Source organism: Candidatus Burkholderia verschuerenii, assembly GCF_001189365.1.
Taxonomy (GTDB): Bacteria; Pseudomonadota; Gammaproteobacteria; order Burkholderiales; family Burkholderiaceae; genus Caballeronia; species Caballeronia verschuerenii.
Map to the genome: position 1 here is coordinate 40,754 of NZ_LFJJ01000003.1, position 20,383 is coordinate 61,136.

The following is a 20,383-nucleotide window of genomic DNA, read 5'->3' on the forward strand; positions in this document are numbered from 1 at the left end:
TTTAATGAGCGGAATCGTCGTGGTTCGCGCCGGCGGGATGTGGCGCGCTGCCCTTGCGTTGGGCGCGACGCGCCAGCCGCGAATGAATGCCCGCGAATACGAGCGGCACAAAAAAGAGCGTGGATACGGTGGCGAACAGCAGTCCGCCGATCACCGCGCGGCCGAGCGGCGCGTTCTGTTCCGCGCCTTCGCCGAGACCGAGCGCCATCGGAATCATGCCGATGATCATCGCGAAGGCCGTCATCAGCACGGGACGGATACGGCTCGCGCCGGCTTCGAGCGCGGCGGTCAAGGGCGGCGCGCCCGCGGACAGGCGTTGTCGCGCGAAGGAAACCATCAGGATCGAGTTGGCGGTGGCGACGCCCATCGTCATGATCGCGCCGGTCAGCGCGGGCACCGACAGATGCCTGCCCGTGATGAACAGCATCCAGATAATGCCCGCGAGCGCGGCAGGCAACGCGCTCACGATGATGAGCGGATCGACCCACGACTGGAAGTTCACCACGATCAGCAGATACACGAGCACAATGGCCATCGCAACGCCGACGCCCAAGCCGAAGAACGACGTGCGCATGGTTTCGACCTGTCCGCGCACGACGATCTGGCTGCCGCGCGGAAGCGACTTGCGCGCTTCGTCGACGAGATGATTCACCTGCCGCGCGACGCCGCCGAGATCGCGTTCTTCCACGCTCACGAAGATATCGATCACGGGCCGGATGTTGTAGTGCGTGACCACGGCGAACTGATGATCCGGATTGAGCCGCACGAGATTGCCGAGCAGTTGCGTCGGCCCGTTGAGCGAGGCGGACACCGGCGTGCGCAACAACTCGTCGATCGACGACACCTGATATTGCGGCGTCTGCACGGCAAGGTTGTATTCGACGCCGTTATGCGGATTGAACCAGAAACCCGGCGCGGTTTGCGAACTGCCCGACAGCGAAATCAGCACGTTCTGCGCGACATTGTTCGCGCTGAGATTGAGCTGCTGCAAACGCGTGCGATCCATTTGCAGATTGATGACGGGTTCGTCGAGCTTCTGCTGGATATGCGTGTCGACATTGCCGGGAATCATGCGGATCTTTTTCATCAGCGTGCTGGCTGCCGCGAAGTTCGCCTCCTGATTCTGGCCTTGAATCTGCACGTCGATGGCGGCGGGCAGGCCGAAGTTGAGAATCTGCGTGACGATATCGGCAGGCTGAAAGAAGAACTCGGTGCCCGGAAACAAGCGCGGCAACAGCGAGCGCAATTCGTCGATATAGGTTTGCGTCGGCTTGTGATCGGCGTTCAGCGCGACCTGAATTTCGCCGTCGAGCGTGCCGATGGTGCCCGCATTGCTATACGACAAATTGATGCCGCTATATGGCAGGCCGAGGTTGTCGAGAATCGTCGAGAGCTGATCGGGCGGCACGACGCGGCGCACGACCTTTTCCACTTCGTCGGCGAGACGCGCGGTTTCCTCGATACGCGTGCCGGTCGGCGCGCGCATGTGCATGCGGATATCGCCCGAATCGACGCTCGGGAAAAAGTCTTCGCCGAGCACGAACACGAGTCCGGCCGAAATCAGACAGAAGCCGAGAAATACGCTCGCATACAGCCGGCGATGCACCAACAATGTACTTAGGATGACGATATATGTGCCGCGCATGCGCTCGAAGCCGTGATCGAATCGGCGATGCAGGCGCATGAAGAGATTCGGCTTCGCGTTTGCATCGGCGGCGTGGGCGTGGCCCATCAGCAGCATCGCGAGCGTCGGTACGAGCGTGCGCGACAGCACGTAGGACGCGAGCATCGCAAAGACCACGGCTTCCGCGAGCGGCACGAACAGAAAGCGCGCGACGCCGGTCAGGAAGAACATCGGCACGAACACGATGCAGATACACAAGGTCGATACCAGCGCTGGCACGGCGATTTCACCCGCGCCTTCGAGAATGGCCTCGTGCAGATCGATGCCCATATGCAAGTGCCGTTCGATATTCTCGATGGTCACGGTTGCATCGTCGACGAGAATGCCGACCGCCAGCGCAAGACCGCCGAGCGTCATGATGTTGATGGTTTGCCCGAGCGCATGCAGCGCGATCAGCGAAGAAAGAATCGACAGCGGAATCGACACCGCGATGATGCAGGTACTGCGCCAATTGCCCAGAAAGAGCAGGATCATCGCGGCGGTCAGCGCGGCGGCGATCAGCGCTTCGCGCACCACGCCCTGCACGGCGGCCTTCACGAACACGGACTGATCGAACAGAGCGGTGATCTTGATGTCCTGCGACAGCTGCGCGCGTGCTTGCGGCAAGAGGCCTTTCAACGTATCGACGATGGACAGCGTCGATGCATCGCCGTTCTTCAGGACCGAGATCAGCACGCCGCGCTGGCCGTCCTGTCGCACGACATTGGTCTGCGGCGAAAAGCCATCGCGTACATGCGCGACTTCGCGCAGATAGGTGGTCGCGCCGTTCACGGTGCGCACCGGTATGTCGTTCAGGCCCGCGACGGTCGTCGGCGAGCCGTTCATGTTGATGGTGTATTCCTTGGGGCCGATCTTCGCGGTGCCGGTGGGCAGAATCAGGTTTTGCGCGTTGGCCGCCTGCACGACATCGGTCGGCGTCAGGCCTTTGGCAAGCAGCGCGCGCGTGTCCAGATCGACGGAGATGAGGCGCGTCTTGCCGCCGTACGGATACGGCACGGCCGCGCCGGGAATCGTCACGAGTTGCGGGCGCAGAAAGTTGAGCGCCGTATCGTTGAGCGACTGCTCGGACTCGCGCGAACTCGACAGGCCGAGCTGAATCACCGGAATGCTCGACGCCGAATAGCTGATGACGAGCGGCGGCGTCGCGCCCGGCGGCATCTGCTTCAACTGCGCCTGCTCGACGGCGACGGTCTGAGCGATGGAGGTCTGAATGTTCGCGGTCGGCTGCAAAAACAGCTTGATGATCGCGATGCCCGGCAGCGACTGCGATTCGATATGTTCGATGTTATTGACGGTCGTCGTCAGACTGCGTTCGTTCACCGAGGTGATGCGGTTGGCCATGTCCTCCGACGAAAGGCCCGTGTAGTTCCAGATGATGCTGACGACAGGGATATTGATCTCGGGCAACACGTCCACCGGCGTCGTCAAGAGGACGAAGGGCGTTGCCAGAACAATCATGATGGCCATCACGATAAACGTGTAGGGCCGCTTGAGCGCAACGTTGACGATCCACATTGAGTCGTTCGGATAGTGCGAAAGTGCTGAAGGAAGGACACGGCGGCGCTTGAGCGTCCGGCGCACGAGACGTCTTCACGGGCGAGGCCGGAGGTCGCCAGTGCGCTTATGGTAGTGGCCGGGTGCCAACGACAATATGGCTTGAATATGGCGCGTTCGTCAGATTACGCGGGATGAAAGCGAACGTGCATGCGATGTTCATTCGCCGAAGGGGCAGGGCGCGCTTAGACGTAAGCTAAGCGCCAAGCAATCGTAAAGCGCGCCGCGTGGGACGCGCGTTGAAGCAGCATCGGCTTACTTCAGATAGCTCTCCGCGTTGGGCGCGAGATTCGGACCGGTCCAGAGTTTATAGGGCGTGCTTGCGCTGGTGATAATGCCTTCGCGCGCATCGAGAAAGCTGGCGGGATATTGCGCATCGTGTTCCGACGGACGATAGCCCGAACGTTCGGCACGAACCAGATCTTCCCTGACTTGCTGCCGCGTGAGCGGACCATCCGATTGAGCAATTGCAAGAGTCGGTGTTGCGATCAATGTAACGATGGCAAGGCGCGTGACTGTCCTCATGACGAACTCCTCGTGCTAAAGAGGGTGAAGAGGGATGCGGGGTGGCGCGTGCTCGATGAGCCGCGCAGCCGATTGTAGAAGCGGCGGCGGCGCGGAATTAACCCATGCGGGTCAATCGTCGCGCGAGCGAGGGAAGCACGAAGGAGCGGGGTAGACGCGAGACGGCGCGGGATCGATCGCAAGCGGCGGGGAGCCGCGCGTGCCTCGTGATGCGCTGTGATACGTTCAGCGGGATTATTGCGGCGTCTGTCCCAGCGGCGTGGTCGACATCGTGTGGCCGGATGCCGCCGAACCTTGCGATGCGCCGCCGTAGGCGTTCTGTGCATCGACCTTTGCTTCGGCAGCCTGAATATCGCTCGGATAGTACGCATCGCGTTCGGACGGGTTGTAGCCCGCCTGTTCGAGACGTTGGAGGTCCTGCTTGACCTGGGCGCGTGTCAGGCCGTCGGATGTCTGTGCGAGCGCGGCGAGCGGCGCGGCGCTCAACGCGACGATGGCGATCTTCATTGCGATTTTCATGGCGAACTCCCTGTTCGGTTGAGATGCGCGGTTTGACGGCGATGCGATTTGCATTGCTGCACGGCCGCTTGTGCCACGCTGACAATTCTATTGATCGGTCGTGACCACATGCTGGCGTTGAGATGACGAAATCGTCAGAATTGCGAAGTTCGTTAAACGAAAGGTTTTCGATAGGAAGTTTGATCGTTCTTTTCAATTTGTTTTATTACGCCGGATTACACTTCGCGGTCCGCCAATAAGAAGTGGATCACAGCGTGCTACAACTAAAAGAAATCACGCTATGCGCGGCCGATTCGATCAACCCATCGGTGGCCGCGCGTGCGCTCGACATTTCAATGACGCATTGCGAGTTCGGGGATGCGATTTTGTTTACCGATCGGCCGGTGCCTTGCAAGGCACGCATCGTTCCGATCGAGCCGATGCGATGCATCGCCGACTACAACCAGTTCATGTTGAAACAGTTGAAGGAATTTATCCGGACTCCGTGGGTGCTGGTCGTTCAGTGGGACGGCTATGTGTTGAATCCGTCGGAGTGGCGGGACGAGTTTCTCGAATACGACTATATCGGTGCACGCTGGCCCGGCTTTCCACCCGGTCTTTCAGTGGGAAACGGTGGCTTCTCCTTGCGATCCGCCCGGTTGCTGGAACTCACCGCATCCGACGAGTTTCCAACCGACGGATCGGCGCCGGAAGATGCGCTGATCGGGCGACAGTGGCGCGCCGATCTCGAATCCAAGCATGCAATCCGATTCGCACCCGAGGCGCTGGCAGACCGCTTTTCGATCGAAGGTGTACAAGCCGTCTACAAGCCGTTTGGCTTCCACGGCGTGAGCAATTTGTTGTGGGTGAGCGGTCCGGCGGAATGGTCCGCCATCATCCAGTCGCTCGAAACGCGCTCGTTCACTTCGATTGGATTGGTGAACGCACTTCGCTTGTTGACCGAGTTTGGCCGCACGTCGTGCGTGCGGGTGACTTATGCGCGCATCCGCGAAACAGCCGACACGCACGAGATCATCCGTAGTCTAGTGGTCTGTAGTATGGGTTTCGAGGTGGCTCTGAATCTCGTCGTCGTGCTGTCGAGTCTCGCGGCAATGGTCCTGCAATGTCTGTCGATGCGTCTGGGCATCGTCACGGGACAGGACCTCGCGCAGTTGTCGCGCGAGCGGTATTCGAAGCCCGTCGCGAATGCGCAATGGGCGCTCGCCGAGTTGTCGATCATTGCGTGCGATCTCGCCGAAGTGCTCGGCGGCGCGCTCGCGTTTCACCTGCTGTTCGGCGTGTCGCGTTGTGGGGCGTGATTCTCACCGCGTTCGATACGCTGATCGTGCTCGGCCTCAAGGGCAAGAATTTTCGCGATCTCGAAGCCATCATGCTCGGGCTGATCGCGACCATCGGCGTGGGTTATATCGTCGAACTCGCGCTGGTGAAGCCGCATTGGCCGGCGGTGGCGGCAGGGCTGGTGCCGTCGCTTAGCACCTTGTCGGAGCGCGAGCCCTTGTATCTCGCCATCGGCATTCTCGGTGCAACGGTGATGCCGCATAACCTCTATCTGCACTCGTCGATCGTGCAGACGCGCGTGGTCAAGCGCGATACGAAGAGTCTCGCGTCGGCCGTCGGGCTCTCGCGGCTCGATACCATCGTGTCGCTGATGCTCGCGCTGCTCATCAACGCGGCGATCCTGATTCTGGCCGCATCCGCGTTTCATGCGACCGGGCACACGCAAGTCACCGAGATCGAGGATGCCTACAAGCTGCTCGCGCCGATCGTCGGCAGCGGGCTCGCGGCGATTCTATTCGCCGTCACCTTGTTCGCGTCGGGACAAAGCTCGACCTTCACCGGCACTATCGCCGGGCAGGTGATCATGGAAGGCTTTCTGCGGCTGAAAATTCCGTGCTATCAGCGTCGCCTGATCACACGCGTGCTTGCACTGGTGCCCGCGTTGATCGGCGTGTATCTGATGGGCAACGGCGCGGTCGGCAAGCTGCTGGTCGCGAGTCAGGTCATGTTGAGTCTTCAATTGCCGTTCGCGCTGTATCCGCTGATCCGCATGACGAGCGATCGCGCGCTGATGGGGCAATTCGCCAATGCGCCGCATATGAAGCTGCTGGCGTGGCTGCTGTTCGTGGTGATCAGTGCGGCGAATATCTGGCTCGTCGTGCAGACGGCGACCGACTGGTTCGCCTAAAGGCAAACGCCATGCATTCGCGAGAATGCATGGCGTCGTGCTTGCAGCGTACCGCGCAGAAGCAGGCTTATTTCACCACTTCAACCGGCGCGGTCGATTTCGCGGCGACAGGCACCGGCGTCGTCGGCTTCGCGACCGCATTCACCGGCGCCGCCGATTTCGCCGCGACGGCCGCGGGAATCGCGTTTTGCGGCGGCAGCGTTTCATCGACCGTCGTGCGACCGCCGTCCTTGAAGAACGCTTCTTCGGCCGCCTTGTTCAGTACCAGAATACTGATGCGTCGATTGGTCGGCTCGTCCTTCACGTCCTTGTTGAGCGGCAGCGCATCGGCAAGGCCGCGCACTTGCAGCACCTTGCTTTCGTTCATGCCGCCTTGCACCAGCGCACGACGCGCGGCATTGGCACGCTCGCTCGACAGTTCCCAGTTCGAAAAGCCGGTCTGTCCGCCCGAGTAGGGCACCGCATCCGTGTGACCCGCGAGCGACACGCGATTGTCCACGTCGTTCAACGTCGAGCCGATATTGGTCAGGATCGTCGTCGCATAGCTCTCGAGGCGATAGCTGCCCGAGGCGAACTTCGGCCGATTGAGTGCATCGACGATTTCGATGCGCAGGCCTTCGCTCGTGATCGCGATGCGAATCTGATCCTTGAACGCCTTCAGCGCGGGCGTCACTTCGATCAGCGACGTCAGCTTCTGCTTGAGCTGCTGCAGACGCTGCTTGTCCAGATCGTTCAGGCTCGCGCGCTGCACGGAGGGCGTCGCGGGCGGCGTCGGTTGCGCCTGCGTCTTGTTCGACTCGCCGGGACGCGAGCTCGACAGACTGTCGCCGCCGCCGTTGACGATGCTCGTGTGATGCGCCGCGCCGCCCTGATCGCCAAACAACGCGGACAGCGGCGTGTTGAAGTACGCCTCGATGCCTTCCTTGTCGTACTTCGACGTGGAGCCGAGCAGCCACATCAGCAGGAAGAACGCCATCATCGCGGTGACGAAGTCGGCGTAAGCGATCTTCCATGCACCGCCGTGGTGGCCGTGTCCGTGCGCCTTCTTCTTGCGCTTCACGATGATCGTGGGCGCGAGCACGGATTGCATCGGGTCGCGTGATTGCTGTTTCTCTGCCATGTCTTTAAGCCGGGAATAGAGCCGTTAAGCGAGGATAAATGTCTTAAGCCGACTTCGGCATCTTGTTCGCACGCACGGCTTCGTCGAGTTCCTTGAAGCTCGGACGATCGGCGGTGAACAGTACCTTGCGGCCGAATTCGACGGCGACGGTCGGCGCGTAGCCGTTCATCGACGCGAGCAGCACAGCCTTGACGCACTGGAACGGCTTGGATTCGGCGGCGGCCTTGGCGTTGAGCACGTCGGCGAGCGGGCCGATAAAGCCGTACGCCAGCAAAATGCCGAGGAACGTACCGACCAGCGCGGCCGCGATCATTTCGCCGAGCACGGCGGGCGGCCCGCCCACGGAGCCCATCGTGTGAACCACGCCCATCACCGCGGCGACGATACCGAATGCCGGCAGGCCGTCGGCCATCTTCTGGATCGCGTTCGCGGCGATCGCGCCTTCGGCGTGATGCGTCTCGAGTTCTTCGTCCATCAGATCCTGCATTTCCATCGCGTTGACGTTGCCCGCGGACATCATGCGCAGATAGTCGACGATAAATTCGAGCAGATGGTTATCGGCCATCACGTGCTCGTACTTCTGGAACGTGGGGCTGTTTTCCGGCGCGTCGACGTCGGCTTCGAGCGCCATCATGCCTTCCTTGCGCGCCTTCTGAAGCAGTTCGTACAGCAGCGCGATCAGCGAAAGATACTTTTCCTTCGTGTAGCCGCCGCCCTTGAACGCTTTCGGGAACGTTTCCATCGTTTTCTTGAGCGTGGACGTCGGGTTCGACACGACGAACGCGCCCAGCGCCGCGCCGAAAATACACACCAGCTCGAACGGCTGCATGAGCGCGGCGAGGTGACCGCCTTCCGCCACATAACTGCCGATCACGCAACCGATGATCACCACCCAACCGATAATGACAAACATGATTTCTCCGCTAAATGTCTGCGTCGTGAGCCGTGCGTGCTCGAATTCGGGGTTTTCAAGGGCGCACGGCTCGCGACACACAGGTTCCCTTGATGTGCGCTTTTAACGGCTTGGGACAGTTGGAGATTTAGGGTAAGGGGCAAAGATTTCTTAGCAAATGTTTGCGAGGTAAGAATTTCCTCGCCCAATTTGCCGATCTGACCTGCGAGGTAATGGAAATGACGACGTCGCCTGCACTACGATGGAGCGCATGAACTCGACCCTTTTTCGCACGACGATGCCCGCGCCGGTCGGCGAGTTATTGCGCGACTGGCGGCAAAAGCGGCGCATGAGCCAGCTCGATCTGGCGGGCGTGGCGGATGTCTCGACGCGGCATCTGAGCTTCGTCGAATCCGGGCGCTCGCTGCCGAGCCGCGACATGCTGATGCGCCTGGCCGAGCGGCTCGACGTGCCGTTGCGCGAGCGCAATATGCTGTTGGTCGCGGCGGGCTACGCGCCGTTTGTATCGCGAACGGCCGTTCGCCGATCCGCAACTCGATACCGCGCGCCGAGCCGTGGAACGCGTGTTGAAGGCTCACGAGCCGTATCCGGCGCTTGCTGTGGACCGGCACTGGACGATGATCGCGGCGAATGCGGCGCTCGGGCCGCTGGTGGCATCGGCGGATGCATCGCTGCTGGTGCCGCCGGTCAACGTGTTGCGGCTGTCGATGCATCCGCGCGGATTATCGAACGCGATCGACAACTGGCACGAATGGCGCGCGCATTTGCTGGCGCGCGTTCGGCGTCAGATCGACGCCTCGGGCGATGCCACGCTCGTCGCGCTGCTAGAGGAGTTGGCAGCCTATCCCGCGCCGCCGCATGCCCGCGACGACGCGCGCGGCGAGCCCGATCCGGTGCTCGTGCCGCTGCGCTTGCGCACGCCGCACGGCTTATTGTCGTTCGTCAGCACGACGACCGTGTTCGGCACGCTGGTGGACATCACGCTATCGGAACTGGCGATCGAAGCCTTCTTTCCCGCCGACGACGCCACGGCTGACGCCATGCGCGCCGCCGCCGACGCGCGTCGCGGATGAGCATTGCATCGCGGACCGCAAGCTTACAGAATTGAACCTGTCGACGGCGCGCGAATCAATCAGGGAACGGAGTGTGCTTTATGCACACTCGACGGCGTCCTCAGGCTTTTGTCCAACCAACCCGGAAGGCAGCGATGATTCAGACATTCGAACAAGTAATCGGCGGCCAGACGATGCAGTTCTGCGCCAGCATCGCGGAAGGCGGCGGCCCGCCGCGCGTGATCATCAGTCAGGCGGAATCGGCCAAGTCGTTGGTGATCGTCGAAGTGGGCGGCATCATCGGCGCGATCAAGGCGGAAGTCGAAGCGCCCGACAGTTTCGTCGCGGATGCCGTGCGTCATGCGCAGCAGGAAGCGCTGATCGAGCGTGCGCTCGAAACCGGCACGGTGCAGACCACCAAGCTGTAGGCCAATTCGACAACCAAACGCGACAATGCCCGCGCAACTACGCGGGCATCGTTGTTTAAAGACGCGGTTCGCCGTTCTTCGGATCGGCGGGACGATCGGCGTCGCGGAATCGGGGCCGTCGGGCAGATCGGGATCGTCGGGATTCGGCGGGGCGTCCGGGTCGAGCAACTTGTCGGGATCGGGTTCGATCGGCTCCTCGGGGGAGCGGGACATCAGCGAGGTCATGGTCGGTTCTCCAGAAAGGTCCGGGACTCGCTAAGCGCGTTGCAACGGGCGTTCCTACTCCGTCGCGGGCGTCCCGCGGCTGCTTTTGTCCGGCGTCGGCTTCGGCGTCACGTTTTGCACGCGGCGCGCGATCAGTGCCGCGACGATCAGCAGCGCCACCGAAATGCCCGCTGACCAGCGCACCGCATCGACGATCTGCGCGATCGCCGCGCCTTCCGCCGCTTCCACGTTGCCGGCAAGCGCGCCGAAGGCCGCCACGCCGATCGCGCCCGCCGCCTGGCGCGCCGTATTCAGCACCGCCGATGCCGTTCCCGCGCGTTCCTGTCCCACCGTGCCGAGCAGCGCCGTCGTCATCGCCGGAACGGCCACGCCCATGCCGGAAGGAATCAGCAGGAACGGCAGCAGCAGTGCGACGGTGGGCGTCGACGGGCCGACGAACATCAGCGCGGCGAAACCGGCGGCGTCGAGCAGCGCGCCGAGAATCATCGGCGGACGCGAGCCGAAACGGGCCGTCAGCGGGCCGCTCGCCAGATTCGACAGCAGGAAGCCGCCCGTCAACGGCAGAAACGCCAGGCCCGTCTGCAGCGGCGTATGGCCGAGCACACGTTGCAGATACAGACTCAGCACGAACACCATCCCGTAGTAAGTCAGATTCACGCCGATGCCGAACGCCGTCGCCGCGCTGAACGTGCGCTCGGAGAACAGCGAAAGCGGCAGCATCGGCGCGGGCGTGCGCCGTTCGATGGCGATAAACGCCGCCGCCGACGCGCACGTCAGCACGATCCCGCCGATCACCAACGGATGCGCGATGCCGAGCGGACGCATCTCGATCACCGAACCGACGAAGGCCGTCAGCGCGACGATCGCGAACGCCTGACCGGGCAGATCGACGCCACCGGCATGCGCGGGCCGGTCGCGGCGGCGCGGCGGTTTTACGTCGTCGACCCAGGCACACGTTGCCGCGATGCCCGCCACGTACAGCAGCGGCACATTCACCCAGAAGATGCTGCGCCAGCCGAACGCGGCGATCAGCAAGCCGCCCGCGATCGGTCCCGACGCGATCGAGATCGATCCCGCCGCCGTCCACAGGCCTACCGCGCGGGCGCGCACGCCGCGCTCGTTGCCGCAGGCGGCGTTCAGCAGCGCGAGCGAATTGGGCAGCATCGCGGCCGCGCCGACGCCCTGAATCGCGCGGGCCGCGACCAGTTGCGCGGCATCGCGCGAAAAGGCGCACAGCAGCGACGCCAGCGCGAACAACGCGAGGCCGCCGACGAACAGCCGTCGCGCGCCGAAGCGATCGCCGAGCGAGCCCGCCGAGAGCATCAGCGCGGAAAAGGCGAGCGCGTAGCTATCGACGGTCCATTGCAGGCTGGCGACGCTCGCGTGCAGATCGCGCCCGATGCTCGACAGCGCGACATTGACGATCGACACGTCCAGTTGCGACACCACGAAACCGACGCTGGTCGCGGTGACGGTGAGAATCTGCCGCGCCGACAGGCGCGACGCCGGGGAATGAGCGGAAAGGTTCGAGTTCATGCCGTTCATCGTAGGCGCGTGGCGCGCGCGATGTTTCGGCCTCGGGTGAAATGAAAAAAGCGCACCGGAATGCGGTGCGCTTCGTGGGTCTTACATCGTGGGTCTTACATATAGATCAGACGAATCAGTGCGTGTCCGGCGTGTGTTTGATTAACAGCGTCGTCAGCGCACCGATCACGCACAGCGCGCCGACATACATCACCGGGGCGAGCGGGCTGGATTTCATCATCAGCGACACGACGATCGGCGTCAGGCCGCCGAACACCGCGTAGGCGACGTTGTACGAGAACGAGATGCCCGAGAGAAGCGCACGGCGGCCGGGAACGACTTGACCATCACGAACGGAATCGCGCCGATCACGCCGACGAAAAAGCCCGCCAGCGCGTACCACGGCAGCAGCGTCGAGGCATCGAGCGCGACTTGCTGGAACATCAGGTAGTACGACACGGCCAGCGCGATACCGTCGACGAAGATCGTCTTGCCCGCGCCGATGCGGCCCGCGATCGCGCCCACCAGCACGCAGCCGATGGTCAGGCACAGCGTCGCCGCGCAATTGGCGACCAGCACCGTCGCCGGCGCGATGTGGAACTGCTTCTGCAACAGCGTCGGCGTCATCAGAATCACGACGACGATGGCCGCCGACAACATCCAAGTCAGCAGCATCGAGATGATCACGGCGCGGCCGTGGTCGCGCAGCACGGCCTTGAGCGGAATCTCGGCGGCCAGCGACAGTTCGGCGAACACCGGCGTCTCATGCAGCCAGCGACGCAGATACACCGAGCACAGGCCGAACAGACCACACAGAAGGAACGGCAGACGCCAGGCGAAATCCGCGACCTGATCCGCCGCGAAGTTCTTATTTGATGCCCGTCGCGATCAGCGAGCCGAGCAGGATGCCCGCCGTGAGACCCGCCGTCAGCGTGCCGCAGGCATAGCCGACGTGACGTCCCGGCACATGCTCCGACACGAACACCCACGCGCCCGGCACTTCGCCGCCGACGGCCGCGCCTTGCATCACGCGGAACAGCAAGAGGAGCACGGGCGCCATCAGGCCGATCGACGCATAGGTCGGCAGCAGGCCCATCAGCAGCGTGGGCACGGACATCAGCAGCACGGAGAGCGTGAACATGCGCTTGCGGCCGAGCAGATCGCCGAAGTGCGCCATGATGATGCCGCCCAGCGGCCGTGCCAGATAACCCGCCGCGAAGATGCCGAAAGTCTGCAACTGACGCAGCCAGTCGGGAATCGCCGCCGGGAAGAACAGCTGGCCGATCACCGGCGCGAAGAACACAAAAATAATGAAGTCGTAAAACTCGAGCGCGCCGCCGAGTGCGGCGAGAACCAGCGTCTTGTAATCGCCGCGCGTGAGGGCGCGGCCGGCGGTGCGTTCGCCGCCGGAAAGAGGTGTTGCCTGCATCGAATGAAACCCGTAGGAATGAAACCCGTAGATAAGCCGCCATGCGCGATGCACGGCGCGGACAAGTAAACGGCTAGCGATTGCCCTGCGGGTTGTCAGACGCACCGGATGGGCGCGAAGGGAAGGACGACACGGAGGCGGCGAGTGTTGCCGCGGTCCGTCACCGCGCTGCGGTGGAAGACGGGCAGTCTGCGCGCAGCGGTCTTCGCGGCGTTTCGGTAAAAACGACGGAAGCGGGAATTCTGTGTGCCAAAGACTGCATGTTACCGGATGTAAGACGAATAAGTACAAAAAGCGCGATAAATCCGAAGGAAAGTTGCTTCGATGCAAATATCAAGCGTTTGTCACATGCGTTGACACATTCGGACCAGTCCGATGTGAAAGGGCGAGGGCGGTCGAGAGAATGCGGGCCTGAAATTCGCCGTCTCAACTTTTTACGAGACGTCCTGCGAGGCCGGTATGCCGGCATCGCAACTCCCTAGAATGACCAGGCTTCACACTATGCGCGTCGCCGTTTTGCAAACCGACCCGAGCTATCGGAACCTCATCAGCGATGTCGTCAAACGACTCGGCCATACCTGCGTGACTTTCGGCGATGGCCTGCTGCTGTCCAAGGCTCTTTCCCGTTCCACGGTCGATCTGCTGATCCTCGACTGGAATTCCTCGGGCCTGTGCGGGCTCGATCTGCTGAAGTCCGTGCGCTCCAGTTTCGGCGAGCGCGTGCCGGTGTTGTTCGCGACGCCGGACGGCGCCGAGCACAACATCGTCTGCGCGCTGACGGCCGGCGCGGACGATTACGTCGTCTATCCGATCCGTCCGGGCGAGTTCGGCGCGCGCGTCGAAGCGCTGTTGCGGCGCGCGTATCAGGCCAACTCGAACGCATTCCTCGAAGTCGGTCCGTACCGCTTCGATTCGCGTCAGCAGACCGTCACCGTGCGCGGCAAGCCGGTCGCGCTGAGCGGCACGCAGTTCCGTCTCGCGCAGTTGTTCTTCTCCAATATCGGCCGCGTGCTGTCGCGCGATCACATCTTCGCGATGGTCTGGGGCCGCGAGTTCCGCGAAACCACGCGCACCATCGATAGCCACGTGTCGCGTCTGCGTCTCGCGCTGGAGATCGAGCCGGTCAATCACTTCCGCCTGCAGCCGGTATACAAGAGCGGTTATCGCCTGCTTCATCTCTACGATGAAAACGACGACCATTCCGACGACGGCGCCGACACCGAACGCGCGCAAATCGCCGCGTAAGCTGGCCGCCGCCGAATAGAAAATGCCGTCCTCGCGACGGCATTTTCTATGGCGCGAGCGTAAGCGCCGCTTAGAACTGAGGCAACTCCGGCCGCGTTTCGATACTGCGGCGAATCAGCGCCTCGACCTCACGACGCTCGTCGCCCGCGAGCGGCAGACGCGGCGGCCGCACCGGCTCCGTGCCGAGCCCAACGATCGCTTCCGCGAGCTTGATGTTCTGCACCAGCTTGTTCGAGACATCGAGCGCGAGCATCGGCGCGAACCAGCGATAGATCGCGCGCGCTTCCTCGATGCGTCCGGCGCGAATTAGCTTGCTGATCGCCACCGTCTCGCGCGGAAACGCGCACACGAGGCCCGCGACCAAGCCGTGCGCCCATCAGCATGGCTTCCATCGCCAGATTGTCGACGCCGCAGAACAGCGCGTAGCGGTCGCCGACTTCGTTGATCAGATCGGTGATGCGCCGCACGTCGCCGCTCGATTCCTTGATCGCCGCGAACGTCCGGTCTTCGGCGAGTTCGGCGAACATCTTCGGCGTCACGTCCACACCGTACGCGAGCGGATTGTTGTAGACCATCAGCGGCAGCGGGCTGGCGTCGGCGACCATGCGGAAATGGTTCAGCGTCTCGCGCCGGTCCGACAGATAGCGCAGCCCCGGCAGCACCATATAGCCCGCCGCGCCGTGCTTCGCGCCGCGTTCTGCCTGACGGCAGCCGTCGAGCGTGCCGTTTTCGGCGATGGTCAAAAGCACCGGCACGCGGCCGCGCGCCGCCTCCACGGCGATATCGAGCACTTCCAGCTTTTCGTCGAGCGAGAGCGTCGACGCTTCGCCGAGCGAGCCGCACACGATGATGCCGTCCACGCCCGCATCGATCTGCGCATCGATATTCTTCGCGGTCCACGCGCGGTCTATGCTGAAATCGGCGTTGAACTTGGTGGTGACGGCGGGCATCACGCCTTCCCAGATATGCGCCACGGCGGCTCTCCAGAAGTGATTGAACGCTGTGCAGTTTAAGTACCGAAAATTCGGGCGTTTTGCGCGATTCGCGCGCGCCGCGTGCAGATTTCGGCACAGCTTTTTTGCACCGATCCGGGCGCGAACGCCATGCATTCGACTATGCCGATTTCGTCATCGAAAGACGCGACGCGGGCCAAGACGCGCGCGCCGTATTTCTAGGATAGGCGGCATGAAAACCATCGACTTCATCGATTCGCACACGGGCGGCGAGCCGACGCGCCTCGTGACGGCGGGCGCGCCGGATCTCGGCGCGGGCACGCTCGCGCAACGGCTCGACGTGTTCCGCACGCGCTTCGACGACTGGCGTCGCGCGATCGTCACCGAACCGCGCGGCTCGGATGTCGTCGTGGGCGCGCTGCTGTGCGAGCCGGACGATCCGGGCGCGGCGGCAGGCGTCATCTTCTTCAATAACGTTGGCTATCTCGGCATGTGCGGGCACGGCACCATCGGGCTGGTGGCGTCGCTGGCGCATGCGGGGCGGATCGCGGCGGGACGGCATCGCATCGATACGCCGGTCGGTCCCGTCGATGCCACGCTCAACGCGGACGGCAGCGTCAGCGTGCGCAACGTGCCGGCGTACCGGCATCGGCGCGCGGTGACGGTCGATGTGCCGGGCCACGGAACCTTGACGGGCGATGTCGCGTGGGGCGGCAACTGGTTCTTCCTCGTCGCCGATCACGGACGCGATCTCGTGCCCGCGCGCATCGCGGAATTGACTGCCTTCACGCAGGCTTTGCGCGACGCTTTGCATGCGCAAGGCATCACGGGCGCGAACGGTGCGTTCATCGACCACATCGAATTGTTCGCGGATTCGCCGACGCCCGGCGTCGACAGCCGCAACTTCGTGCTGTGTCCCGGCAGCGCCTACGATCGCTCGCCGTGCGGCACGGGCACCAGCGCCAAGCTCGCGTGTCTCGCCGCCGACGGCGCGCTTGCGGCGGGCGCGATCTGGCGGCAGGAAAGCATCATCGGCAGCGTGTTCGACGGCAGCTATGCGATGGACGGCGACACGCTGATTCCGACCATCACCGGTCACGCGCACATCATGGCCGAAGGACGGCTCGTGTTCGACGCGCGCGATCCGTTCGCGCGAGGCATTCCGCTGCACGTCGAAGCATGAGTGCCGATGTAATCGTCGTCGGCGCGGGCATCGTCGGCGCGGCGTGCGCGGCGGAACTGGCCGGGCGCGGCTTGTCGGTCGACGTATTCGACGGCTATGGCATCGGCGGCGGCGCGACATCGGCGGGCATGGGCCATCTCGTCGTGATGAACGATTCGCCCGCGGAGTTCTCGCTGTCGCGTCTGTCGCGCGCGTTGTGGCTCGAACTCGCGCCGCACTTGCGCGCCCGCGATGCATTTTCCCGCTGCGGCACGCTCTGGGTCGCGGAAGACGACGAGGAGCTCGCCGCCGCCCGCGCGATGCGCGACGATTTCGCGGCAGGTGGCATCCGCGCGTCGATGGTCGATCAGGCGGCCTTGCGCGCGCTCGAACCGGCGCTGAGCCACGCGATGCAAGGCGGCCTGCTGATCGAGGACGACGCCATCGTCTATGCGCCGTGCGCCGCGCAATGGCTGCTGACGCGCTCGCCGGGCGCGGCGCGGATTCGCGTGTCGGTGAATCGCGCGGTCGTGTCGGTCGATGGCGCGTTGGTGACGCTCAAGGACGGCGAGCGGCGTCACGCGGCACATGTGGTCATTGCCAACGGGCTTGCGGCGCGCGAGTTGATCGACGGTCTTCCGCTCGAGCCGAAGAAAGGGCATCTGCTGATCACGGATCGCTATCCGCGCGCGCTGCATCATCAGGTGCTGGAACTCGGGTACATCAAGAGCGCGCACCATGCGCGCGGGACGTCGGTCGCGTTCAACGCGCAGCCGCGGCCGACCGGACAGGTGCTGATCGGTTCGTCGCGGCAGTTCGGCACGCTCGATCCCGCCGTCGAATGGAACGTGCTCTCGGCGATGCTCAAACGCGCGATGCGTTATCTGCCCGACTTGCGGGATTTAAGCGCGATCCGTTCGTGGACCGGCTTTCGCGCCGCCACGCCGGATGGCCTGCCGCTGATCGGCCCGGCGCGGCATCCGGACGACGGCATGTGGCTCGCGGCCGGTCACGAAGGCCTTGGCGTAACGACGTCGCTCGGCACCGCGATGCTGCTCGCCGACGTCATGCTCGGCTCAACGTCCGCAACGCTGCCTTTTCCGCTGCCGGATGCCGCCGCCTTCGAGCCGTCGCGCTTCACGACGCGCGATGCCATCGGGTCCAGCGCGAATATTGTCCGGGACGCGGCTTCCCTATAATTCGGGCCATCGCTGCATCCCCTGCGAGGACGGCTTGAATTCGGACGATCCGGCATGACGAGCACGACAGGCATCGCCAGTGGCGTGGCAGAGCGGGACGAGCGCGCCGACGCGCAGGCGGCGGCCATCGTGCCGCCTGCCGCCGCGACGTTGCGCGACATGCTCGCGCACTTCATGCTGCTCGAGCCGGTCTTCGACGCGATGCCGGACATCGTGTTCTTCGTGAAAGATCGCGACGCGCGCTACGCGATGGTCAATCGCACGCTCGCGCGACGCTGCGGCCACAAGGACGACAAGAGCAAGCTGATCGGCCGTACGGCGGAAGACGTGTTCCCGCGCCGCTTCGGACGCATTTATACGGCGCAGGATCAGGCGGTCATCGCGCAGGGACAGCATCGTCGGCCTCGCGGGGATTTCGCGCGATCTGCAGGCGGAGGGCACGCATCCCGCGTATAGCCGGCTGGCGGCGGTCGTGCAGCATATCCAGGAAAACTACGTGCAGCCGCTCAACATGCGCGAACTGGCGCGCATGGCGAACATGTCGATCGCGCAACTCGAACGGTACTTTCACAAGGTCTTTCACCTGACGCCGCGACAGGTCCTGCAAACCCGGCTCGATGCCGCGACCGCGTTGCTGGTCACGCATGAAAAAGTCACGGATGTCGCCGCACTATGCGGATACACCGATCACAGCGCGTTCACGCGTCAGTTCAAGGCGACGGTGGGCATCACGCCGACCGAATACCGTGCGTTGTTGCAGTCGCCGCAACCGCTGATCGCGCGCCCCGATTTCGCGCCGAATTCAAACGTCTGACGGGAAAACGGGGAGCGGGCGCGCCGAAATTACACGCCCGTGCGGTTCGATCGGGCGAAAGCGCGCTGCGCCTGCCCGCAAAGCCTTGCTACACGGGGCTCTGGCGGCAATAGATGCACGTCGGCCTGCTTTTTGCTCGATCAGGCTTGCTGTGATCGGGCAAGCTTTCGTCATGCGTTGCATGCATCGCCGGGCAGCACACCAACCGCGCGACGTTTCGCACCGGCGTACGCGCGGTGATAAAACACGGTGCGTTCGGAATTCCCGCCGCGTTTTCGTGTCAATCCTGCGCGACGTGCAGAGGCGACGAAGCGGCGAGCCGTGGAGACCGTTGCGCGAGAATTCCGTTTTTGGCAGTAGAAAAGAACATCATGAACGAAGTGGCAAGACTGGGGCACGCGAGGATCGTACTCATTGAAGACGATCCCGAAAGCAGGGCATCGCTGCAGACGTTGTTGGAGGAAGAAGGCGCCGAAGTGGTGGCCGTGGCCGACGCCGAAGACGGCGCGGAAGCAGCCATCGCGCATCTCCCCGATGCAGTGATTTGCGATCTCGACCTTCCCGGTATGGACGGTTTTTATCTCATCCAACGTTTGCGCGATCACGAAATACGCGGCAACCTGCCGCCTTGCGTGGCGATCGCGCTGACCGGGCACGATGGCGAAGAATATCATTGCGCAGTATCGGCGAAGGCTTTCAGCATTTCATGACGAAACCCGCGAAACCCGACGCACTGGTGACGCTGATTCAGGACGCGCTCAACGCGCGCGTGGTGATGTAGCGCTGTCGCTTGCGCGTGGCGACGTAAAAAAGCAGCGGTCGAAACCGCTGCTTTTTCTGAAAGATCCGCGTAACGACCGTTATGACCGGTCGCGGTTGCGCGCACGCGTCGCGCCGGTGATGACCGCAATGCCGAGCATGATGACGGCGACAATGGCGATCGTGTGTTGCGAGACATGCATCGCGACGAGCGCCCACGATACGCCGCCGATCAGAATCAGCCAGCCCACCAGGTAGATGATCAGCGTCATCGTTTCTCCCCTTTTGTTTGTCGATTGTTCGATGCTTTCGCATCGACAGGATCCGCTAGTCGGCAAGAGACGTGCCGCGACTGCAATGCCGGAAAATTCATACTAACCGTTCATCACCTCAATAATTCCCGCTCGCAGCGCGTGCTGTGGATGCTCGAAGAGCTCGGCGTCGAGTACGACATCAAGCGCTATCAACGCGATCCCAAGACGCTGCTCGCGCCGCCGTAATTGCGCGCGGTGCATCCGCTCGGGAAGTCGCCGGTCATCACGGACGGCAATCTGACGCTCGCGGAATCCGGCGCGATCCTCGAATATCTGGTCGAGCGTTACGGCGACGGCAAGTTCTCGCCGCCGCACGGCACGTCGCCCGCGCGCGTGCGCTACGACTACTGGATGCACTATGCCGAAGGATCGGCGATGCCGCCGCTCTTGCTCAAGCTGGTGGCGATCCGCATCGGGCTGGCGAAGATGCCGTTCTTCGTGAAGCCAATCGCGCGGCGCATCGGCGAGACGTTGCAGTCGAGTTTCATCGATCCGCAACTGAAGCTGCATTTCGGCTATGTCGACGATGAACTCGCGCGCTGGCCGTGGTTCGCGGGCGAAGACTTCAGCGCCGCCGACGTGCAGATGAGCTTCCCGCTCGAAACGGGCACGCAGTGCGCCGCCGCCGATACCTTGCCGCATATCCGCACGTTCCTCGGCCGCATCCACGCGCGGGGCCCGCGTACAAGCGCGCGCTCGAACGCGGCGGCCAATACGACTACGCAGCTTGAGCGGCCCGATGCGGTCGAAGGCGTCGCGTTGCGTACAATGAGGCGCAC

Annotated in this window: 11 protein-coding genes and 8 pseudogenes; 10 read left to right on the forward strand and 9 right to left on the reverse strand. The window is 63.3% G+C overall.

What is annotated here, in order from left to right:
* Nucleotide 1: 1 nt before the first annotated feature.
* The 3 genes from BVER_RS01615 to BVER_RS01625 all read right to left on the reverse strand — a co-directional run bounded on the left by BVER_RS01615 (nt 2) and on the right by BVER_RS01625 (nt 4,282).
* Entirely contained in the window at nt 2–3,199 is a 3,198-nt protein-coding gene (locus BVER_RS01615) for an efflux RND transporter permease subunit (RefSeq protein ID WP_050451793.1), read from the reverse strand.
* Nucleotides 3,200–3,493: 294 nt separating this feature from the next.
* Nucleotides 3,494–3,763: a DUF4148 domain-containing protein gene (locus BVER_RS01620; protein WP_083452002.1), complete on the reverse strand. Its 270-nt coding sequence runs from the start codon at nt 3,761–3,763 to the stop codon at nt 3,494–3,496.
* Nucleotides 3,764–3,997: 234 nt separating this feature from the next.
* Complete coding sequence (locus BVER_RS01625) at nt 3,998–4,282, reverse strand: DUF4148 domain-containing protein (protein ID WP_050451796.1); 285 nt, start codon at nt 4,280–4,282, stop codon at nt 3,998–4,000.
* Nucleotides 4,283–4,617: 335 nt separating this feature from the next.
* Here BVER_RS01625 and BVER_RS33220 point away from each other — a divergent pair.
* Nucleotides 4,618–5,094 (forward strand): annotated as a pseudogene (locus BVER_RS33220) (DUF5672 family protein); the annotation flags it as partial.
* A 240-nt stretch (nt 5,095–5,334) separates the two neighbouring features.
* Nucleotides 5,335–6,467: pseudogene (locus tag BVER_RS01630) on the forward strand (Nramp family divalent metal transporter); the annotation flags it as partial.
* Between the two features lie 67 nt (nt 6,468–6,534).
* On the opposite strand, the gene motB reads toward BVER_RS01630, so the two are convergent.
* Entirely contained in the window at nt 6,535–7,587 is a 1,053-nt protein-coding gene (motB, locus tag BVER_RS01635; RefSeq protein WP_050451797.1) for a flagellar motor protein MotB, read from the reverse strand.
* A gap of 43 nt (nt 7,588–7,630) precedes the next feature.
* Nucleotides 7,631–8,500: a flagellar motor stator protein MotA gene (motA, locus tag BVER_RS01640; protein ID WP_050451799.1), complete on the reverse strand. Its 870-nt coding sequence runs from the start codon at nt 8,498–8,500 to the stop codon at nt 7,631–7,633.
* 250 nt (nt 8,501–8,750) lie between these two features.
* Between motA and BVER_RS01645 the strand changes: the two are divergent.
* Together BVER_RS01645 and BVER_RS01650 are read left to right on the forward strand one after the other, a co-directional pair.
* Nucleotides 8,751–9,573, forward strand: a pseudogene (locus BVER_RS01645) (helix-turn-helix domain-containing protein).
* Between the two features lie 134 nt (nt 9,574–9,707).
* A complete protein-coding gene (locus BVER_RS01650) occupies nt 9,708–9,980 on the forward strand; it encodes a hypothetical protein (protein ID WP_050451800.1) in 273 nt (90 codons plus the stop codon).
* Nucleotides 9,981–10,259: 279 nt separating this feature from the next.
* Here the strand turns inward: BVER_RS01650 and BVER_RS01655 are convergent, their stop codons facing one another.
* Nucleotides 10,260–11,750 carry an MFS transporter gene (locus BVER_RS01655; protein WP_050451801.1) on the reverse strand — a complete coding sequence of 497 codons (1,491 nt, stop codon included), beginning with the start codon at nt 11,748–11,750 and terminating at the stop codon, nt 10,260–10,262.
* A gap of 115 nt (nt 11,751–11,865) precedes the next feature.
* Nucleotides 11,866–13,158 (reverse strand): annotated as a pseudogene (locus BVER_RS01660) (MFS transporter).
* Between the two features lie 501 nt (nt 13,159–13,659).
* Here BVER_RS01660 and BVER_RS01665 point away from each other — a divergent pair.
* Nucleotides 13,660–14,403, forward strand: coding sequence for a response regulator transcription factor (locus BVER_RS01665; RefSeq protein ID WP_050451802.1), 744 nt, complete (start codon nt 13,660–13,662; stop codon nt 14,401–14,403).
* Nucleotides 14,404–14,473: 70 nt separating this feature from the next.
* Here BVER_RS01665 and BVER_RS01670 read toward each other — a convergent pair.
* Nucleotides 14,474–15,377 (reverse strand): annotated as a pseudogene (locus BVER_RS01670) (dihydrodipicolinate synthase family protein).
* A gap of 202 nt (nt 15,378–15,579) precedes the next feature.
* Here BVER_RS01670 and BVER_RS01675 point away from each other — a divergent pair.
* From BVER_RS01675 to BVER_RS01690, 4 genes and pseudogenes are all read left to right on the forward strand, one after another.
* Entirely contained in the window at nt 15,580–16,539 is a 960-nt protein-coding gene (locus BVER_RS01675; protein WP_050451835.1) for a 4-hydroxyproline epimerase, read from the forward strand.
* On the forward strand, nt 16,536–17,717 hold the full coding sequence (locus tag BVER_RS01680) for an NAD(P)/FAD-dependent oxidoreductase (RefSeq protein WP_050451803.1): 1,182 nt from the start codon (nt 16,536–16,538) through the stop codon (nt 17,715–17,717). The genes BVER_RS01675 and BVER_RS01680 overlap by 4 nt, the downstream gene beginning before the upstream one ends.
* Nucleotides 17,718–17,876: 159 nt before the next feature.
* Nucleotides 17,877–18,531 (forward strand): annotated as a pseudogene (locus BVER_RS01685) (helix-turn-helix domain-containing protein).
* Nucleotides 18,532–18,902: 371 nt separating this feature from the next.
* Nucleotides 18,903–19,312: pseudogene (locus tag BVER_RS01690) on the forward strand (response regulator).
* 79 nt (nt 19,313–19,391) lie between these two features.
* On the opposite strand, the gene BVER_RS32200 reads toward BVER_RS01690, so the two are convergent.
* Nucleotides 19,392–19,562 (reverse strand): hypothetical protein, encoded by a 171-nt coding sequence (locus tag BVER_RS32200; RefSeq protein WP_198155116.1) that lies wholly within the window; start codon nt 19,560–19,562, stop codon nt 19,392–19,394.
* 99 nt (nt 19,563–19,661) lie between these two features.
* Between BVER_RS32200 and BVER_RS01695 the strand changes: the two are divergent.
* A pseudogene (locus tag BVER_RS01695) lies at nt 19,662–20,335 on the forward strand (glutathione S-transferase family protein).
* The last annotated feature ends 48 nt before the right edge of the window (nt 20,336–20,383 follow it).